Here is a 16,315-nt window from a genome sequence, read left to right on the forward strand (position 1 = left end):
CACGGGGGCATGGCGCGGGACAGGTTGGTGTTACTTGCCGATGGCCTTCATCACGGCCTCGCCCAGCCCGGCCGGGCTGTCGGCCACGACGATCCCGGCCATCTTCATCGCCTCGATCTTGCTTTCGGCATCGCCCTTGCCACCCGAGACGATCGCCCCGGCATGGCCCATCCGCCGCCCCTTGGGGGCCGTGCGCCCGGCGATGAAGCCGGCGGTCGGCTTCCAGCGGCCGCGCTTCTTCTCGTCGGCCAGAAACTGCGCCGCGTCTTCTTCCGCCGCGCCGCCGATCTCGCCGATCATGATGATCGACTGGGTTTCGGGGTCTGCGAGGAACAGCTCCAGAATGTCGATGTGCTCGGAGCCCTTGATCGGGTCGCCGCCGATGCCCACCGCCGACGATTGCCCCAGCCCGAGGTCGGAGGTCTGCTTGACCGCCTCATAGGTCAGCGTGCCCGACCGCGACACCACGCCCACGCTGCCGCGGCGGTGGATGTGGCCCGGCATGATGCCGATCTTGCAGGCGTCCGGCGTGATGACGCCGGGGCAGTTCGGCCCGATCAGCCGCGACTTCGAGCCTTCCAGCGCCCGCTTGACCTTCATCATGTCCAGCACCGGAATGCCTTCGGTGATGCACACGATCAATTCCATCTCGGCGTCGATCGCCTCAAGGATGGAGTCGGCGGCAAACGGCGGCGGCACATAGATCACGGAGGCATTCGCCCCGGTCACCGCCCGCGCCTCGTGGACCGAGTTGAACACCGGCAGCCCGATATGGACCGAACCGCCCTTTCCGGGCGTGACGCCGCCGACCATCTTCGTGCCATAGGCAATGGCCTGTTCGGAGTGGAAGGTGCCCTGCGAGCCGGTCAGGCCCTGGCAGATCACCTTGGTATTTTCGTTGACGAGAACAGCCATGTGTCTCTCTTTCGTATCTGTCTGGTTGCAGGTTTCCGGGGAGGCGCGGGCCTATTTCGGCACGAACCGCACCCCCGGCCCGATGATGTAGGTTTCGTTCAGGTCAAGCCGGCCAACGCCGCAGCTGTCACCGAACGGGTCGCCGGTCACGATCACGGCCTCGATCCGGCCGTCCGGCGTCAGAAAGCTGTAGCGCTGTGCGCCGGTTTCTCTTGTCGTGCGCTCGGGCGTGCCGAAGGCGCCGGTGGCGCTGGCCGCAGGAACCGAGGCGGCAAAGTTGCCGTCGTGGGACAGGCAGACTTGCCGGAACAGCGCGGCAGCCTGGCTGCCCGCGGGGGCGGCGATGCGCAGATCGGAAACGGCCTTCGGCGCGGCGGTCCCGGGCGCTGCCGCCTGAACCGCGCCCGGCCGCGTGCCGGGTTGCGCCGAATACCAGTATTCGGCCCCGGCATATTCGGCCAGCGGATCAGGGGCAGGCGCGGGCGGCTGCGTGCAGGCCGCGGTCGTGGCCGCGATCAACAGTGCGAAACGGACCCGCATCATCATGATCAGCCCTTCACCGCCTTCACGATCTTCTGCGCGGCATCGCTCAGGTTGTCCCCGACGATCACGTTCAGGCCCGAGTTGCGGATGATCTCCTTGCCCAGATCGACGTTGGTGCCTTCCAGCCGCACCACCAGCGGCACCTGCAGGCCGACCTCGCGCACCGCGGCCAGCACGCCTTCCGCGATGATGTCGCAGCGCATGATGCCGCCGAAGATGTTCACCAGAATGCCCTTCACGTTGGGGTCGGAGGTGATGATCTTGAAGGCTTCGGTCACCTTTTCCTTGGTCGCCCCGCCGCCCACGTCGAGAAAGTTGGCCGGTTCGGCACCGTAAAGCTTGATGATGTCCATCGTGGCCATCGCCAGGCCCGCGCCGTTGACCATGCAGCCGATCTCGCCATCCAGCGCGATGTAGTTCAGGTCGAACTTGCTGGCGGCCAGTTCCTTGGGGTCTTCCTCGGTCTCGTCGCGCAGCGCCATGATGTCGGAATGGCGGTAAAGCGCGTTGCCGTCAAAGCTGACCTTGGCATCCAGCACCTTCAGCGTGCCGTCCGGCGTCACGATCAGCGGGTTGATCTCCAGCATCTCCATGTCCTTCTCGACGAAGGCCCTGTAGAGCGTTTTCACCAGCGTCACGCATTGCTTGACCAGCGCGCCCTCCAGCCCCAGCGCGAAGGCCACGCGGCGGCCGTGGAAATCCGAAAGCCCCGATGCCGGATCGACCGAGAAGCTGATGATCTTTTCCGGTGTTTCCGCGGCCACTTCCTCGATGTCCATCCCGCCTTCGGTCGAGACGACGAAGGAAATCCGGCTGGTGCCGCGGTCCACCAGCAGCGCAAGGTAGAATTCATGCGCGATGTCGCTGCCGTCCTCGATGTAGATGCGGTTGACCACCTTGCCCGCGGGCCCGGTCTGGTGCGTGACCAGCGTGCGGCCCAGCATCTGGCGTGCGAGTTCCGCGGCTTCGGTCACCGAACGGGCCAGACGCACGCCGCCCTTGTCGCCGGCCTCGGGTTCCTTGAACCTGCCCTTGCCCCGCCCGCCGGCGTGGATCTGCGCCTTGACGACCCAGAGCGGCCCGTCAAGCTCGCCCGCCGCCGTCTTGGCCTCTTCGGCGCGCAGCACGGCGCGGCCGTCGGATACCGGGGCGCCGTAGCTGCGCAGAAGCGCCTTGGCCTGGTATTCATGGATGTTCATGGATCTGTCCCAACGCTGATGATTTGGCGCGTGAATGACATAGAAACGGGCAGTTTCAAAACGGCTTTTTCACCTGCGGCGGGTTTTGGCCCCGAAAAGGCAGGTTTGTGATCACAGCCTGAAAAAGTGTGATCACAAGCGGCCCCGCCCCACCGCCGGAACGATTCGCCCGGTTGGCGGCGCGACCTTCCGGCGCAGCCGGATTCAGTTCAGAAACAGCGTGAAAAGCATCGCGTCGCCCGCCACCAGGCTTTCGAACGCCCGCCAGTTCGCGGCGCTGACGACGCGGCCCCGTTCCAGATAGGGCAAGGCATCCACGCCCTGAATCCAGCCCGCAATGTCGATCGGCGCCGGATCGGTGAACATCCGGCCCAGGTTCACCCCGGCACCGGCCGCGATCTGCGCTTCGGCGGGGATCAGCGACCCGGCTCCGTCGTTTGCCAGCCGCCAGTAGGGCACCAGCGCCTGCCCGGCCAGCAATGCCTCGGCATCGGCCAGCACGCCCTGCCACACCGCCCCGGTGCCCTGCGGCAGCACCACCCCCAGCGCCGACTGCTGGCGGTCGTTGGGCAGCCATTCGGCGGCGTTGTCGGTCTCGGCCTCGACGCGGCTCCAGAAGGTGCGGTTGTCGGCGATCATCGCCAGGAAATGCGCCCTTGCCGCCGCCGCGCGGCCCGCATCCGGCGTCTGGTCCAGCGCCCGCAGGATCAGCGCGATCATGTCCACCGCATGGAGCCCGTCCTGCCTGCCCAGAAACGGGTCGGCATCCACCGGCCCCAGCGCCGCCAGCGCCCGGCGCGACTGCAGGATCTCTGCCGTGGCGTCGGTCGGGTCATAGGCCAGCACGCTATCTGCCACCCCCGCCAGCAGGTGCGTGTAGGCCGAAAGCCAGGCCGCATCGGCGGCATCGAACCGCACCATGGGCGGCACCCCCGCCGGGTCGCTGCCCAGCATCGGCCCGGCCACCGCCACCAGATCCTCGCCCGCATCGCGCGCGCCATTGGCGTTGATGTCGAACCACAGGTCGCCCAGCGCGATCTCCAGCCCGAAAGCCGACCCGTCGCCCACCTCGGCCAGCGGGGCGCGGGCGGCATCCATCCGGCCCGACACGTCGCGGAACAGCCCGGCGATCATCCCCGGCTCGAAGGCCGCAGGCGCCGGGTTCTCGGCCATCGGCAGGCGCAGGAACGGCAGGAAGCCCACCGGATCGGTCAGCCCCGCTCGCCAGCGCAGTTGCAAGGCCGCTTCCACCGCCCCCAGAAAGCGCACGCCGCCCAGCGCAAAGCGGTCGGCATCGCCAGGCGCTGCCAACGCCTCCAGCCGCGCCCCGGTTGCCGCCAATCCGGTCCGGCCGATCTCGGCCGACAGCTCCGATTGCGCGAACCCGGCGGCAGGCAGGGCGGCGATCAGGCAGGCAAGGGCAAGGCGCATGAAAGTCCCTCCACAAATGGCCAAAAAAATATGCGCGCCCGAGGGCGCGCATACAAGCCGGTTGCAGGTCGGCTATTCCCGACCACGCGACGGTCAGGCCAGCGTCGGATCAATCGCGCGGCAGGCCTCGACCAGCCCCTTCACCGCATCGACCGACTTGTCGAACATCGCCTGTTCGTCGCGGTTCAGCTTGATGTCGACCACCCGCTCGATCCCACCCGCGCCGATCACCGTCGGCACGCCGACATACATGCCGTTCAGCCCCAGCGCCCCGTCCACCCAGGCCGCGCAGGGCAGCAGGCGCTTCTGGTCCTTGAGGTAGGCTTCCGCCATCTCGATCGCGCTGGTGGCGGGCGCATAGAAGGCCGACCCGGTCTTCAGCAGGCCCACGATTTCGGCGCCGCCGTCACGGGTGCGCTGCACGATGGTGTCGAGCTTTTCCTGCGTCGTCCAGCCCATCGCCACCAGATCGGGCAGCGGAATCCCCCCCACGGCGGAATAGCGCACCAGCGGCACCATGGTGTCGCCATGCCCGCCCAGCACGAAGGCCGTCACGTCGCGCATCGACACGCCGAATTCCACCGACAGGAAATGCCGGAACCGCGCCGAGTCGAGCACCCCCGCCATGCCGACCACCTTGTGATGCGGCAGGCCGGAAAACTCGCGCAGCGCCCAGACCATCGCATCCAGCGGGTTGGTGATGCAGATCACGAAGGCATTCGGCGCATGGGCCGCAATGCCCGCGCCGACCGATTTCATCACCTTCAGGTTGATCCCCAGCAGGTCGTCGCGGCTCATCCCCGGCTTGCGCGGCACGCCGGCGGTCACGATGCAGACATCGGCCCCCGCGATGTCGGCATAGTCGTTGGTGCCCTTCATCACGGCGTCAAAGCCTTCCGAAGGCCCCGACTGCGCGATGTCGAGCGATTTGCCCTGCGGCGTGCCTTCGGCGATGTCGAACAGCACGACATCGCCAAGTTCCTTGATCGCGGCAAGATGGGCAAGCGTGCCACCGATCTGCCCCGCGCCGATCAGCGCAATCTTAGCTCTGGCCATGATTTCCGTCTCCCGCTCAGGTTCATATGTCGCGGGGATGGGTAGCCCGTCGCAGCGTTCCGCGCAAGCCTGCTGCGGTGCAGCACGATTTCCGGGCTGCCAATGGCCGATGTTTGCGCTAAACCGGCGGCCGGGATGCGGCCTGCGGAGCAATTTGGCATACCAAGGCATACCAGACTTGGCGGCGATTGATTCGCGGCTGGCCGGCGGGCCGGGGTCCGCAGGAAGGAAGCGCGATGGAAGGGCCGGTGTTCTGGGCGGTGGCGACGCTGGCGGCGGTGCTGGTGGGCCTTGGCAAGGGCGGGCTGCCGGTGGTGGCGATGCTGTCGGTGCCGCTGCTGTCGCTGTTCATCTCGCCGGTCGCCGCCGCCGGGCTGCTGCTGCCGATCTATGTGGTGACCGACATGTTCGGGCTCTGGGCCTACCGGCGCGATTTCGATCGGCGGGTGCTCTGGATCCTGGTGCCCGGCACCACGCTGGGGGTGGGCCTCGGCTGGGCCACGGCCAGCGTGGTGCCCGAAGACCTGGTGACAGGCATCGTGGGCGCCATCGGCGCGGCCTTCGCCGCAAACCTGCTGCTGCGCAGTTCCGCCGCGCCCGCACCGCACCCCGCCCGGCTGGCGCCGGGCCTGTTCTGGGGCACGCTTACCGGCTTCACCAGCTTTGTCAGCCACGCCGGCGCGCCGCCGTTTCAGGTCTACGTGATGCCGCTTCGGCTGGGCAAGGCGGTGTTCGCGGGCACCTCGACCATCCTCTTTGCCTATGTCAACGCCATCAAGCTGGTGCCCTACTGGGCGCTGGGGCAGTTTTCGCCCGGAAACCTCAAGGTCGCGGCCCTGCTGATGGTTCCGGCCGCCCTTGCGGTGCTGGTCGGCGTCCGCATGGTGCGCGCCCTGCCCGAGGCGCTGTTCTTCAAGCTGGTCACCTGGGCGCTGCTCGCGCTGTCGCTGCGGCTTATGTGGCAGGCGTTTGCCTAGATCGGGCGGCAGGATCGGGTCGCCTCCGGGCGGTTAGGCCGGGTCGCCTTCGGGCGGCGGGGGCTCGACCACCGATTCAAAGCCCTGACCGCTGGCCACGATGCAGGTCGTGCCATCCGGCAGGGTGATCGAGATCGTCCAGCTGCCATGTTCGGCCGAGGCGAACATCTCCATCACGCCAGTGCCGCCCGCCAGCCCGACCGCCTGCCGGGTCTCGCCATAGCGGTCGGACAGTTGCGCCAGAACCGCCTTGCGCGGCGCGCATCCGGGGTTGGCGTGGCCGACCTGCGCCACCATCGCGAGCGCGGCAACACCAAAGGAAAGTGCGAAGAGTCTTCTGGTCATCGAACTGCCTTTCCGGGATGGCGCACCGGGCTGTCCGCCGCCATGCACCCTGCCCTGTTGAAGGAAACTTGCCCTGTCGAAGGTGAACCATGCCGTTCCGGCATTTGTTCCGATCATGCGCCGCATTCCCGCCGGCAGCGGCAACATCGCGCGGCCCGGGCGCAATTTTTCTGCATTGCAGCCAAAGTGGGCTTGCCGGAAGTGCCGCCGTTATGATCCACAGCGAAACATTCTTGCCTGGGAGAGAATCATGGACCCGCTTGCACGCCCCTTCCGTTCGGTGCTCTACATCCCCGGGTCGAAGGACCGCGCGCTGGAAAAGGCGCAAGGGTTGCCCGCCGACGCGATCATCTTCGATCTGGAAGACGCCGTGGCGCCTGACGAAAAGCCCGCCGCCCGCGCCCTGCTGGCGCAGACGCTGGCACAGGCCGACTACGGCCCCCGCGCCCGCATCGTGCGGATCAACGGCTTCGACAGCCCGTGGGGCCACGACGATGCGGCGGCCTTTGCCGCGGCGCTTGCATCGGGCACGCAGATCGACGCCATCCTGATCCCCAAGGTCAGCCACGCCGCCGACCTGCAGGCGGTGGCCGACGCCATCCCCGATGTGCCGCTCTGGGCGATGATGGAAACCGCGCTCGGGATGCTGAACGCAGCCGAGATCGCCGCCCACCCCCGCCTGACCGGCATGGTGATGGGAACCAACGATCTGGCCAAGGAACTGACCAGCCGCTTCCGCCCCGACCGGCTGGCGCTGCAGGCGGGCCTCGGCCTCTGCCTGCTGGCGGCGCGCGCGCATGGCCGCACCATCATCGACGGCGTCTACAACGCCTTCAAGGATGACGAGGGCCTGCGCGCCGAATGCGACCAGGGCCGCGACATGGGCTTTGACGGCAAGACCCTGATCCATCCGGCGCAACTGGCCATCGCCAACGCCGCCTTCGCCCCCTCGCCCGCCGAGACCGACCTCGCCCGCCGCCAGATAGACGCCTTCGATGCGGCACAAAGGCAGGGGCTCGGTGTCGCGGTTGTGGATGGAAAGATCGTCGAGAACCTGCATATCGTGACGGCACGGCAGATTCTGGCCAAGGCCGATGCGATCGCCGCAATGGAAACGATCTGAAAGGGGCGATCATGCTGTTGCTGATACTCGGGGTTGCGCTGTGGATCGCGGCGCATTCGTTCAAGCGCCTGGCCCCCGACCTGCGGGCCCGCATGGGCAACGCGGGCAAGGGGCTGGTGGCGGTGCTGCTGCTGCTGGCCCTGGTGCTGATGGTATATGGCTACCGCTCGGCCGCGGTGATCGAGGTCTATGCCGTGTTGCCCGGCATCGGGCATCTGAACAACCTGCTGATGCTGGTCGCGGTCTATCTTTACGGCGTGGGCGGCACCAAGGGCCTGCTTTACCCCCGGATGCGGCACCCGATGCTGTGGGGCACTGTGATCTGGGCGGTGTCGCACCTGCTGGTCAACGGCGATCTGGCCTCGATCATCCTGTTCGGCGGGCTGGGCCTCTGGGCGCTGGGCGCCATGCGGATGATCAACCGCGCGTCCGCCTGGGTTCCGCCGGCCAACGGCCGCGGCCTGAAGGGCGACGCGATGAACCTTGGGGGCACCCTCGTGCTGTTCGGCGTGATCGCGCTGATCCACGTCTGGCTCGGCCACAACCCTTTCCTCGGGACATACTAGGATGAAGCTCTACCGTTTCCTGACCGAAGACGACACCTCCGCCTTCTGCCACAAGATCACCGCCGCGCTGAACACCGGCTGGCACCTGCAGGGCGAGACGAGCTATGCCTTCGACGCCGCCCGCGGCGTGATGCGCTGCGGCCAGGCCGTGGTGAAGGACGTGCCCGGCATCTACAGCCCCGAGACCAGGCTGGGGGATCACTGATGAAAACCAACCCCGGGCGGTTCTTCGAGGATTACCGGCTTGGCGAGACCATCGTCCACGCCGTGCCGCGCACGGTGAAGATGGGCGAGCGGGCACTTTACCATGCGCTCTATCCCGCGCGCCACGCGCTCTATTCCTCGGATGCCTTCGCGCAGGCCTGCGGGCTGCCGTTCAGCCCGCTGGATGACCTGATCGCCTTTCACGTCGTGTTCGGCAAGACCGTGCCCGACATCAGCCTGAATGCGGTCGCCAATCTCGGCTATGCCGAGGGGCGCTGGCTGCAGCCGGTCTGGCCGGGCGACACGCTGCGGTCGGAAAGCATGGTGATCGGGCTGAAGGAAAACTCCAGCGGCACCTCGGGCGTGGTTTACGTCCGCACGCAGGGGCTGAACCAGCATGACGAGGTGGTGCTGGAATATGTGCGCTGGGTCATGGTGCGCAAGAACCGGCTGGACGCGGCCACCCCCGCCCCGGTGGTGCCGGATCTCGCGAAATCGGTCGGCGCCGAGGCGCTGGTGGTGCCGGAGGGTCTCGATTTCACCCGCTACGACTTCGCGCTGGCAGGCGAACGGCACCGCTGGGGCGACTATGCGGTGGGCGAGCAGATCGACCATGTCGACGGCGTCACCATCGAGGAGGCCGAGCACATGCTGGCCACCCGGCTGTGGCAGAACACCGCCAAGGTGCATTTCGACGCCACCAACCGCCCCGACGGCAAGCGCCTGATCTATGGCGGCCACGTCATCAGCCTGGCCCGCGCGCTGTCGTTCAACGGGCTTGCCAACGCGCAGATGGTCGTGGCGCTGAACGCGGGCGCCCACGCCAACCCCTGCTTTGCCGGCGATACCGTGCGCGCCTGGTCCGAGGTTCTCGACCACGCCGACACCGCCGCCCCCGGCGTCGGTGCCATCCGCCTGCGCCTTGTCGCCACCCGTCACGGCGCCGCCCCCTTCGCGCTGCGGGGTGCCGACGGCAAATACCTGCCCGAGGTACTGCTTGACCTCGACTATTGGGCGCTGATGCCGAAATGACCGCCGCTCCGGCCGTGCCCAGGGGCCCGCGCCGGGGCCGGGCCGGCCCGCGGCCAAAGCCGCCAGACCGTGATCACGCCCCGGAAATTTGTGATCACATGGTCGGATTTTAGCGCTAAACCCCGCCCACGCCCGCTGCAAAGCAGCAAAGACTCCGTGACTTGCCTGAAAAAGGCGCTATTCATCACAGCCAAGCAAAAGCCCCGGCGCGCCGTCGAAGCGCAGGCTTGCCAGACGAAAGGGATCTTCATGGCCGAAGCGAACCGGGCGACGCGCCCTCTGTCCCCCCACCTTCAGATCTACCGGATGCAACTGACCTCGGTCACGTCGATCCTGACGCGGATCAGCGGCAACGGCCTGATCATCGGCACGATGATGGTGGTGTGGTGGCTGTTCGCCGCCGCCCAGGGGCCGGAGATGTTCGCCACCGCCAACTGGGTCCTGACCTCGTGGTTCGGGGATCTGGTGTTCACCGCCTCGCTCTGGGCAGTGTGGTATCACTTCTTCGCCGGCCTGCGGCACCTCTACTTCGACACCGGGCGCGGGCTCGAGATCCACGTCGCAGAGCGGCTGGGCTGGGCCTGCATCATCGGGTCGGTCATCATGACCGTGCTCACGATCATCGTCATCTGAGGAAACCGCCATGCGCTACATCACCGACCGCAAACGCGCGAACGGCATGGGGGCCGCCAACCACGGCACCGGCCGCCACTGGTACATGATGGTCAGCGCCGTGGGCCTCGCCGCCCTGGTGCCGATTTTCATCTATTACTTCGGCACGGCACTGGGTCAGGGGCACGAGGCGGTGATCGCGATCTTCTCGCGCCCGCTCCCGGCGATCCTGACCGCGCTCGTGCTGTTCTTCGGGATGCGCCATTTTGCCGAAGGCGCCACCGTGATGATCGAGGATTATGCCCAGGGCATCACCCGCCGCCTGCTGGTGATCTGCGCGCAATCCTTCTCCTACGGCCTGATGGCCATCGGGCTTTTCGCGCTGGCCAAGATCGCGCTGTGAGGAACTGACATGACTGCTTACACATACGAGACGCATGAATATGACGTCGTGGTGGTTGGTGCCGGCGGGGCCGGCCTGCGCGCGACGCTGGGCATGGCCGAACAGGGGCTGCGCACCGCCTGCGTCACCAAGGTGTTCCCGACCCGCAGCCATACGGTCGCAGCCCAGGGCGGAATCGCGGCCAGCCTGTCGAACATGGGCCCCGACAGCTGGCAGTGGCACATGTATGACACCGTGAAGGGCTCCGACTGGCTGGGCGACACCGACGCGATGGAATACCTCGCACGCGAGGCGCCCAAGGCGGTCTACGAGCTTGAACATTACGGCGTGCCCTTCTCGCGCACCGAAGACGGCCGCATCTACCAGCGCCCGTTCGGCGGCCACACCACCGAATACGGCGAAGGCCCGCCGGTGCAGCGCACCTGCGCCGCCGCCGACCGCACCGGCCACGCCATCCTGCACACGCTCTACGGCCAGAGCCTGAAGCAGAAGGCCGAATTCTTCATCGAATACTTCGCGCTCGACCTGATCATCACCGAGGGCCGCTGCACCGGCATCGTCGCGTGGAAACTCGATGACGGCACGATCCACGTCTTCAACGCCAAGATGGTGGTGCTGGCCACCGGTGGCTACGGCCGCGCCTATTTCAGCGCGACCTCGGCCCACACCTGCACCGGCGACGGCGGCGGCATGGTCGCCCGCGCGGGCCTGCCCTTGCAGGACATGGAGTTCGTGCAGTTCCACCCCACCGGCATCTACGGCTCGGGCTGCCTGATCACCGAAGGCGCGCGCGGCGAGGGCGGCTACCTGACCAACTCCAACGGCGAACGGTTCATGGAACGCTACGCGCCGACCTACAAGGATCTGGCGTCGCGTGACGTGGTTTCCCGCTGCATGACGATCGAGATCCGCGAAGGCCGCGGCGTGGGCCCCGACAAGGACCACATCCACCTGAACCTCAACCACCTGCCCGCCGAAACCCTGGCCCTGCGCCTGCCCGGCATCTCCGAAAGCGCCCGCATCTTCGCCGGCGTCGATCTGCTGAAAGAGCCGATCCCGGTGCTGCCGACCGTGCATTACAACATGGGCGGCATCCCGACCAATTATCTGGGCGAGGTGCTGAACCCGCAGCCCGGCAACCCCGACGCCATCTTCCCCGGCCTGATGGCGGTGGGCGAGGCCGGCTGCGCCTCGGTCCACGGCGCCAACCGGCTCGGCTCCAACAGCCTGATCGACCTCGTGGTGTTCGGCCGCGCCGCCGCGATCCGCGCGGGCCAGATCGTCGACCCCAAGGCGCTTTCCCATGCCGTGAACAAGGTCGAGGTAGACCGCGCCCTGTCGCGCTTCGACGACCTGCGCCACGCGAAAGGCCACACCCCGACCGCCGAGCTGCGGCTGGAAATGCAGAAGACCATGCAGGCCAACGCCGCCGTGTTCCGCACCGACAAGGTGCTGGCCGAAGGCGTGGAGAAGATGACCGTGATCGCGGGCAAGCTGGCCGACCTCCAGGTTACCGACCGCAGCATGATCTGGAACTCCGACCTGATGGAGACGCTGGAACTGACCAACCTGATGCCGAACGCGCTGGCCACCATCGTCGCGGCCGAGGCCCGCAAGGAATCGCGCGGCGCCCACGCCCACGAGGATTACCCCGACCGAGACGACGTGAACTGGCGCGTCCATTCCATCGCCCATGTCGAGGATACCCGCGTCACGCTTTCCACCCGCCCGGTCCACCTCGACCCGCTGACCAAGTTCGAGAACGGCGGCATCGACCTCAAGAAGATCGCCCCGAAAAAGCGGGTTTACTGATGCGCCGCGCCCTGATCCTCGTCACCCTGCTGGCGGCCTGCGACCCGCAGGCGATGGCCGATGACGTGGCCCGCCGCGCCGCGCGCACCGTGGTGCTGCCGGTGGTGCAGCAATACATGCCGGGGCCGCAGGCCGAGGGCGTCACCACCTGCGTGATCGACAACGCCTCGGCCGCCGAAATCGCGGCACTGGCGCGCGATGTCGGCACCCGGGCCGGCACCAGCACGGTGCAGACCGTGCTGACCGTCGCCCGCCGACCCGCCACGCTGCAGTGCATCCTCGGGGCGGGCCTGCCGCCGCTGGGGGCCTGAGGCCATGCGCGCCGCCGTCCTGCTGCTTGCCGCCCTCGCCGCCTGCGGCCCGGTCACGCGCGAGCAGGCCGAACGCGCCTGCTACGAGCGCGCGCGCCTCGCCGAGGCGCCGCGCGGCATGGCGGGCCTTGGCGTCGGCAACAGGGGCGTGGCGGGCAAGCTCAGCGTCACCGTGACCTCCGACTACCTGATGGGCCGCGACCCCTCGGCGATCTACGACCAATGCGTCTACCAGAAATCCGGCCTGCCGCCGTCGCAGCCGCTCTATTCCCGCACTGACTGGAAGGGTTAACCCATGGTTCAGCTCACGCTGCCCAAGAACTCGAAGATCCGCACCGGCAAGACCTGGCCGAAGCCCGAAGGCACCAACGTCCGCAAGGTGAATGTCTATCGCTGGAACCCCGACGACGGCGAAAACCCGCGGGTCGACACCTATTTCATCGACACCGACAAATGCGGCCCGATGGTGCTCGACGCGCTGATCAAGATCAAATCCGAAATCGACCCGACGCTGACCTTCCGCCGCTCCTGCCGCGAAGGCATCTGCGGATCCTGCGCGATGAACATCGACGGCATCAACACGCTGGCCTGCACCTACGGGCTTGACGAGATCAAGGGCGACATCAGCATCTACCCGCTGCCGCACATGCCGGTGATCAAGGACCTGATCCCCGACCTGACCCTGTTCTACGCCCAGCACGCCTCGATCATGCCCTGGCTCGAAACCAAGACCAGCAGCCCCAGCAAGGAATGGCGCCAGTCGATCGAAGACCGCGCCGAACTCGACGGGCTTTACGAATGCATCATGTGCGCCTGCTGCTCGACCTCCTGCCCCAGCTACTGGTGGAACTCCGACCGCTACCTCGGCCCGGCCACCCTGCTGCACGCCTACCGCTGGATCATCGACAGCCGCGACGAGGCGACCGGCGAGCGGCTGAACGCGCTGGAAGACCCGTTCAAGCTTTACCGCTGCCACACCATCATGAACTGCACCAAGACCTGCCCCAAGGGGCTGAACCCGGCCAAGGCGATTGCCGAGATCAAGAAGATCATGGTCGAACGGGTGGTCTGACAGGTCCACCGCCTGCCCCGGGCGCGCCCGCCCAAGAGTTTTGCAAAAACTCTTGCAAAATCCTTGCAAGGATTTTGGTCCCGGCCCGCGCGCCCGCGCCCCAAGGCCCCCGGCCCCGCCCGGCCCTGCCTGCGGGTCAGATCATCGGCGGTCCGCCGAGATGCAGGTAGGCCGTGTCGAAATCGGCAAAGGCCACCAGCCGGTCGAAATCGTCAAACCGCACATAGCCGTTCTGGAAGGTCATCATGCCGCCCTCGCGCAGCAGCCGCAGGCTGCGGTTGACGTGAATGGCGCTCAGGCCCAGCGCATCGGCCAGCAGGTATTGCGTCAGCGGGCAGGCAAAGCCATCAGCCCCGTGCAGCCCCACCAGCCGAAGCCGCGCCCCCAGTTCCAGGAACAGATGCGCCGTGCGCTGCGCCGCACTGCGCTTTCCGAGACGGACCAGGTGTTCCACAAGCAACGCCTCGTCGCGCGCCCCGGCCCAGAGGATCGCCACCGCCAGCCGAGGCGTCCCGACAAAGGCCGCCAGCAACTCCTCGCGCAGCACCTCGGATGCCCGCACCCGCGTGACGGGGGACATGCCGTGGTTGGCCTTGCGGTACAGCACGCCGCGCAGGCCGGGAAAGTCGCCGGGAATCTGGAAATCGACAATATGGCGGGCGCCGTTGCGCAGCAGCTTGTAGGTGCAGCTCCAGCCCTCCGCCAGGATGAAGGCCGATTGCCCCGACTGCCCCTGCCGCACCAGATCGCGCCCCGCCTCGAAACAGCGGCTGCGCTGGTGCAGCCCCGCAAGCACGGCGCTCTCATCCTCGGAAAGGGCGACGAAGGCTTCGATCTTGCGGGCCAGCGGGCTTGATGGAAACATCACGGTCATGCGCCTTTCCTTACTCTGACGCACGGGCGACGGCAGCCCCGAGACGATACCGCCGCACAAGAAAATAAATATTCAAAACAAACATGGATCAGTGCGGCACGTTGCCGGCATTCGTGCTAGTCTGCCCGGGCCACTCGGGCAGATCCCTCTGTCCCTGGCCCATTTTCTGAAAGACATGACCCTATGGCCTTAGTTTCAGACGTTGCCGGCATGGCAGCGCTCTCGATCTGCGAATCTCTCCTGCTGGCGCTGAATGATCGCAGCGTGCTCGCTGAAAGCGAGATTATCGGCATCCTGACGGATGCGGCAGCAGCACATCAATCCGCATCGGAAAAGGCCGGTGGCGAAGGCCCGCACGGCGCCGCAGCAGCACTGATCAATGGAATCATCGACGGCGGCAATTCGGTGCGTCACCCCAGATCCTGACCCCGCAACCGCGCCGCGCCGTCCCGAACGCAGTCGGCAGACGCCCTCGGCGCCTCGGGCGGCCGGGCCGGTCGAAATCCTTGCCAAAACCTTGATGTGTCGGATTATCTTCTTTGTTTTCAATGAGAAGCCGGAGTTTTCACGCGTGAAAACCCCGGCCCCGGCATCCTCAATGAACCCGAACCCTGCCCATTTCTGCATAGGCCGCTGCATTCGGGCAAAACCCGCAATCGGCCGGTTCCAGATCATCGGCATGGGCCAGCGCCGAAACGCAGACCTTGCGCGCGCCGCAGGTGGCACAGGTTTCCATCAGGTCGAGATACTCGGCATAGGCCTGCTGCAACTCGGCTTCGGTCAGGCCGAACACGGCGGCCATCTTCGCCATGCGCTCGGGCACGGCGGCGGGCATCCGCACGAAGCGGACCACCTGTTCGCGGGTCATGCCCATGTCGTCAAGCTCTCGGTCCGAAAGGTGGCTCACCTCTTGCAGGCTGCGCCACTGATCTATCATGGCCTGAATGCGTTCGCGGATCATCATCGGTCTCCAAGGGAATGTCTTGGTGGCAAGACCCTGCAGCAAGCCGTGGCGGCCTGCCATGACCTTGATCAAATGGTCGGCCGATCGCCTTCCCCCGGGCTGATCCTTGGGGGCTGCCGACCGCGACAGACGAATTTTCGTAGAAAATTCGCGCCTCACCCCGCCAGGTAGCGCAGGCCCTGCGTCACGTCTGTTCGCACCGCCAGGCGCAGGCCGGGTTCGTCCCCGGCCTTCAGGGCGGCCAGGATGACGCGGTGGTGGTGCGGCGGTTCGTTGCGCCGCAGCCGGGTGTAAAGTGCGCGCATCGTCGGGCCAAGCTGCAGCCACACCGTCTCGGCGATCGCCAGCATCGCCGGGGCCTGGGCGCGCAGGTAGAGCGTGCGGTGAAACTCGAGGTTGGTGCGGATGTAGGCCACCGCATCCTGCCGCGCCACGGCCTCGGCATTGGCGGCGTTGATCGCGGCCAGCCGGTCGATCAGCGCGAAATGGGCGCGCGGCATGGCGCGCGCCGCCAGTTCCGGTTCCAGCAGCGCCCGGATCGCCGCCAGTTCCTCGATCCGCTCCGATGTCAGCTGCGGCGTCGAGACCCGCCCCGAGGACGACAGCGTCAGCGCCCCTTCTGCCACCAGCCGCCGCAGCGCCTCGCGCGCGGGCGTCATCGAGACATCGAAGCTTTTCGCCAGCCCGCGCAGCGTCAGCGCCTGGCCGGGGGCAAGCTCGCCATGCATCACCTGGCTGCGCAGCGTGCGATAAACGCGGTCATGGGCGGCAAGCGTGCTGTCGGTGGGCGGGGTGGTCGGGGCCATGGTGCCAGGGGGTCAAAGGCGCGGAGCGCGCGGATCAGCGCATCTAAACACGCCATCGCCCGCATGGGAA

The 16,315-nt window shown here is 67.0% G+C and carries 21 protein-coding genes; 12 read left to right on the forward strand and 9 right to left on the reverse strand.

The annotated features are described in order from the left end of the window. Positions 1–30 precede the first annotated feature (30 nt). The 5 genes from sucD to mdh all read right to left on the reverse strand — a co-directional run bounded on the left by sucD (position 31) and on the right by mdh (position 5,144). Entirely contained in the window at positions 31–915 is an 885-nt protein-coding gene (gene sucD, locus RNZ50_02850; protein ID MDT8853984.1) for a succinate--CoA ligase subunit alpha, read from the reverse strand. A 51-nt stretch (positions 916–966) separates the two neighbouring features. Next, positions 967–1,461 carry a hypothetical protein gene (locus tag RNZ50_02855; GenBank protein MDT8853985.1) on the reverse strand — a complete coding sequence of 165 codons (495 nt, stop codon included), beginning with the start codon at positions 1,459–1,461 and terminating at the stop codon, positions 967–969. A gap of 2 nt (positions 1,462–1,463) precedes the next feature. Then, positions 1,464–2,657: an ADP-forming succinate--CoA ligase subunit beta gene (gene sucC / locus RNZ50_02860; GenBank protein ID MDT8853986.1), complete on the reverse strand. Its 1,194-nt coding sequence runs from the start codon at positions 2,655–2,657 to the stop codon at positions 1,464–1,466. Positions 2,658–2,861: 204 nt separating this feature from the next. Next, positions 2,862–4,088 carry a hypothetical protein gene (locus RNZ50_02865; protein ID MDT8853987.1) on the reverse strand — a complete coding sequence of 409 codons (1,227 nt, stop codon included), beginning with the start codon at positions 4,086–4,088 and terminating at the stop codon, positions 2,862–2,864. Positions 4,089–4,181: 93 nt separating this feature from the next. Continuing rightward, positions 4,182–5,144: a malate dehydrogenase gene (gene mdh / locus RNZ50_02870; protein MDT8853988.1), complete on the reverse strand. Its 963-nt coding sequence runs from the start codon at positions 5,142–5,144 to the stop codon at positions 4,182–4,184. A gap of 236 nt (positions 5,145–5,380) precedes the next feature. Here mdh and RNZ50_02875 point away from each other — a divergent pair, with 236 nt between their 5' ends. Beyond that, on the forward strand, positions 5,381–6,121 hold the full coding sequence (locus RNZ50_02875) for a sulfite exporter TauE/SafE family protein (protein ID MDT8853989.1): 741 nt from the start codon (positions 5,381–5,383) through the stop codon (positions 6,119–6,121). A 33-nt stretch (positions 6,122–6,154) separates the two neighbouring features. Here the strand turns inward: RNZ50_02875 and RNZ50_02880 are convergent, their stop codons facing one another. Continuing rightward, positions 6,155–6,466 carry a hypothetical protein gene (locus tag RNZ50_02880; GenBank protein MDT8853990.1) on the reverse strand — a complete coding sequence of 104 codons (312 nt, stop codon included), beginning with the start codon at positions 6,464–6,466 and terminating at the stop codon, positions 6,155–6,157. A 250-nt stretch (positions 6,467–6,716) separates the two neighbouring features. Between RNZ50_02880 and RNZ50_02885 the strand changes: the two genes are divergently transcribed. The 10 genes from RNZ50_02885 to RNZ50_02930 all read left to right on the forward strand — a co-directional run bounded on the left by RNZ50_02885 (position 6,717) and on the right by RNZ50_02930 (position 13,601). After that, the gene (locus RNZ50_02885; GenBank protein MDT8853991.1) at positions 6,717–7,589 is read left to right on the forward strand and encodes a CoA ester lyase; all 873 of its coding nucleotides are present in this window, start codon (positions 6,717–6,719) and stop codon (positions 7,587–7,589) included. A gap of 11 nt (positions 7,590–7,600) precedes the next feature. Next, entirely contained in the window at positions 7,601–8,155 is a 555-nt protein-coding gene (locus tag RNZ50_02890) for an NnrU family protein (protein ID MDT8853992.1), read from the forward strand. Position 8,156: 1 nt separating this feature from the next. Then, a complete protein-coding gene (locus tag RNZ50_02895; protein MDT8853993.1) occupies positions 8,157–8,360 on the forward strand; it encodes a DUF1737 domain-containing protein in 204 nt (67 codons plus the stop codon). Then, a complete protein-coding gene (locus RNZ50_02900) occupies positions 8,360–9,391 on the forward strand; it encodes a MaoC family dehydratase (protein ID MDT8853994.1) in 1,032 nt (343 codons plus the stop codon). Before RNZ50_02895 ends, RNZ50_02900 begins: the two co-directional genes overlap by 1 nt. A 249-nt stretch (positions 9,392–9,640) precedes the next feature. Next, entirely contained in the window at positions 9,641–10,024 is a 384-nt protein-coding gene (gene sdhC, locus RNZ50_02905; GenBank protein MDT8853995.1) for a succinate dehydrogenase, cytochrome b556 subunit, read from the forward strand. A 10-nt stretch (positions 10,025–10,034) separates the two neighbouring features. Then, positions 10,035–10,406 (forward strand): succinate dehydrogenase, hydrophobic membrane anchor protein, encoded by a 372-nt coding sequence (locus RNZ50_02910; protein MDT8853996.1) that lies wholly within the window; start codon positions 10,035–10,037, stop codon positions 10,404–10,406. Positions 10,407–10,415: 9 nt separating this feature from the next. After that, positions 10,416–12,218 (forward strand): succinate dehydrogenase flavoprotein subunit, encoded by a 1,803-nt coding sequence (sdhA, locus tag RNZ50_02915; GenBank protein MDT8853997.1) that lies wholly within the window; start codon positions 10,416–10,418, stop codon positions 12,216–12,218. Continuing rightward, positions 12,218–12,529 (forward strand): hypothetical protein, encoded by a 312-nt coding sequence (locus tag RNZ50_02920; protein ID MDT8853998.1) that lies wholly within the window; start codon positions 12,218–12,220, stop codon positions 12,527–12,529. Before sdhA ends, RNZ50_02920 begins: the two co-directional genes overlap by 1 nt. A 4-nt stretch (positions 12,530–12,533) precedes the next feature. Then, complete coding sequence (locus tag RNZ50_02925) at positions 12,534–12,821, forward strand: hypothetical protein (GenBank protein ID MDT8853999.1); 288 nt, start codon at positions 12,534–12,536, stop codon at positions 12,819–12,821. 3 nt (positions 12,822–12,824) lie between these two features. Then, on the forward strand, positions 12,825–13,601 hold the full coding sequence (locus tag RNZ50_02930) for a succinate dehydrogenase iron-sulfur subunit (GenBank protein ID MDT8854000.1): 777 nt from the start codon (positions 12,825–12,827) through the stop codon (positions 13,599–13,601). 136 nt (positions 13,602–13,737) lie between these two features. Here the strand turns inward: RNZ50_02930 and RNZ50_02935 are convergent, their stop codons facing one another. After that, positions 13,738–14,466: a Crp/Fnr family transcriptional regulator gene (locus RNZ50_02935; GenBank protein MDT8854001.1), complete on the reverse strand. Its 729-nt coding sequence runs from the start codon at positions 14,464–14,466 to the stop codon at positions 13,738–13,740. A gap of 192 nt (positions 14,467–14,658) precedes the next feature. Between RNZ50_02935 and RNZ50_02940 the strand changes: the two genes are divergently transcribed. Next, the gene (locus RNZ50_02940; GenBank protein MDT8854002.1) at positions 14,659–14,901 is read left to right on the forward strand and encodes a hypothetical protein; all 243 of its coding nucleotides are present in this window, start codon (positions 14,659–14,661) and stop codon (positions 14,899–14,901) included. A 169-nt stretch (positions 14,902–15,070) separates the two neighbouring features. Here the strand turns inward: RNZ50_02940 and RNZ50_02945 are convergent, their stop codons facing one another. Both RNZ50_02945 and RNZ50_02950 read right to left on the reverse strand, forming a co-directional pair. After that, a complete protein-coding gene (locus RNZ50_02945) occupies positions 15,071–15,436 on the reverse strand; it encodes a DUF1127 domain-containing protein (protein ID MDT8854003.1) in 366 nt (121 codons plus the stop codon). Positions 15,437–15,594: 158 nt separating this feature from the next. Continuing rightward, positions 15,595–16,245, reverse strand: coding sequence for a GntR family transcriptional regulator (locus RNZ50_02950; protein MDT8854004.1), 651 nt, complete (start codon positions 16,243–16,245; stop codon positions 15,595–15,597). Positions 16,246–16,315 lie beyond the last annotated feature (70 nt).

The organism is Paracoccaceae bacterium Fryx2, assembly GCA_032334235.1.
Lineage (GTDB): Bacteria > Pseudomonadota > Alphaproteobacteria > Rhodobacterales > Rhodobacteraceae > JAVSGI01.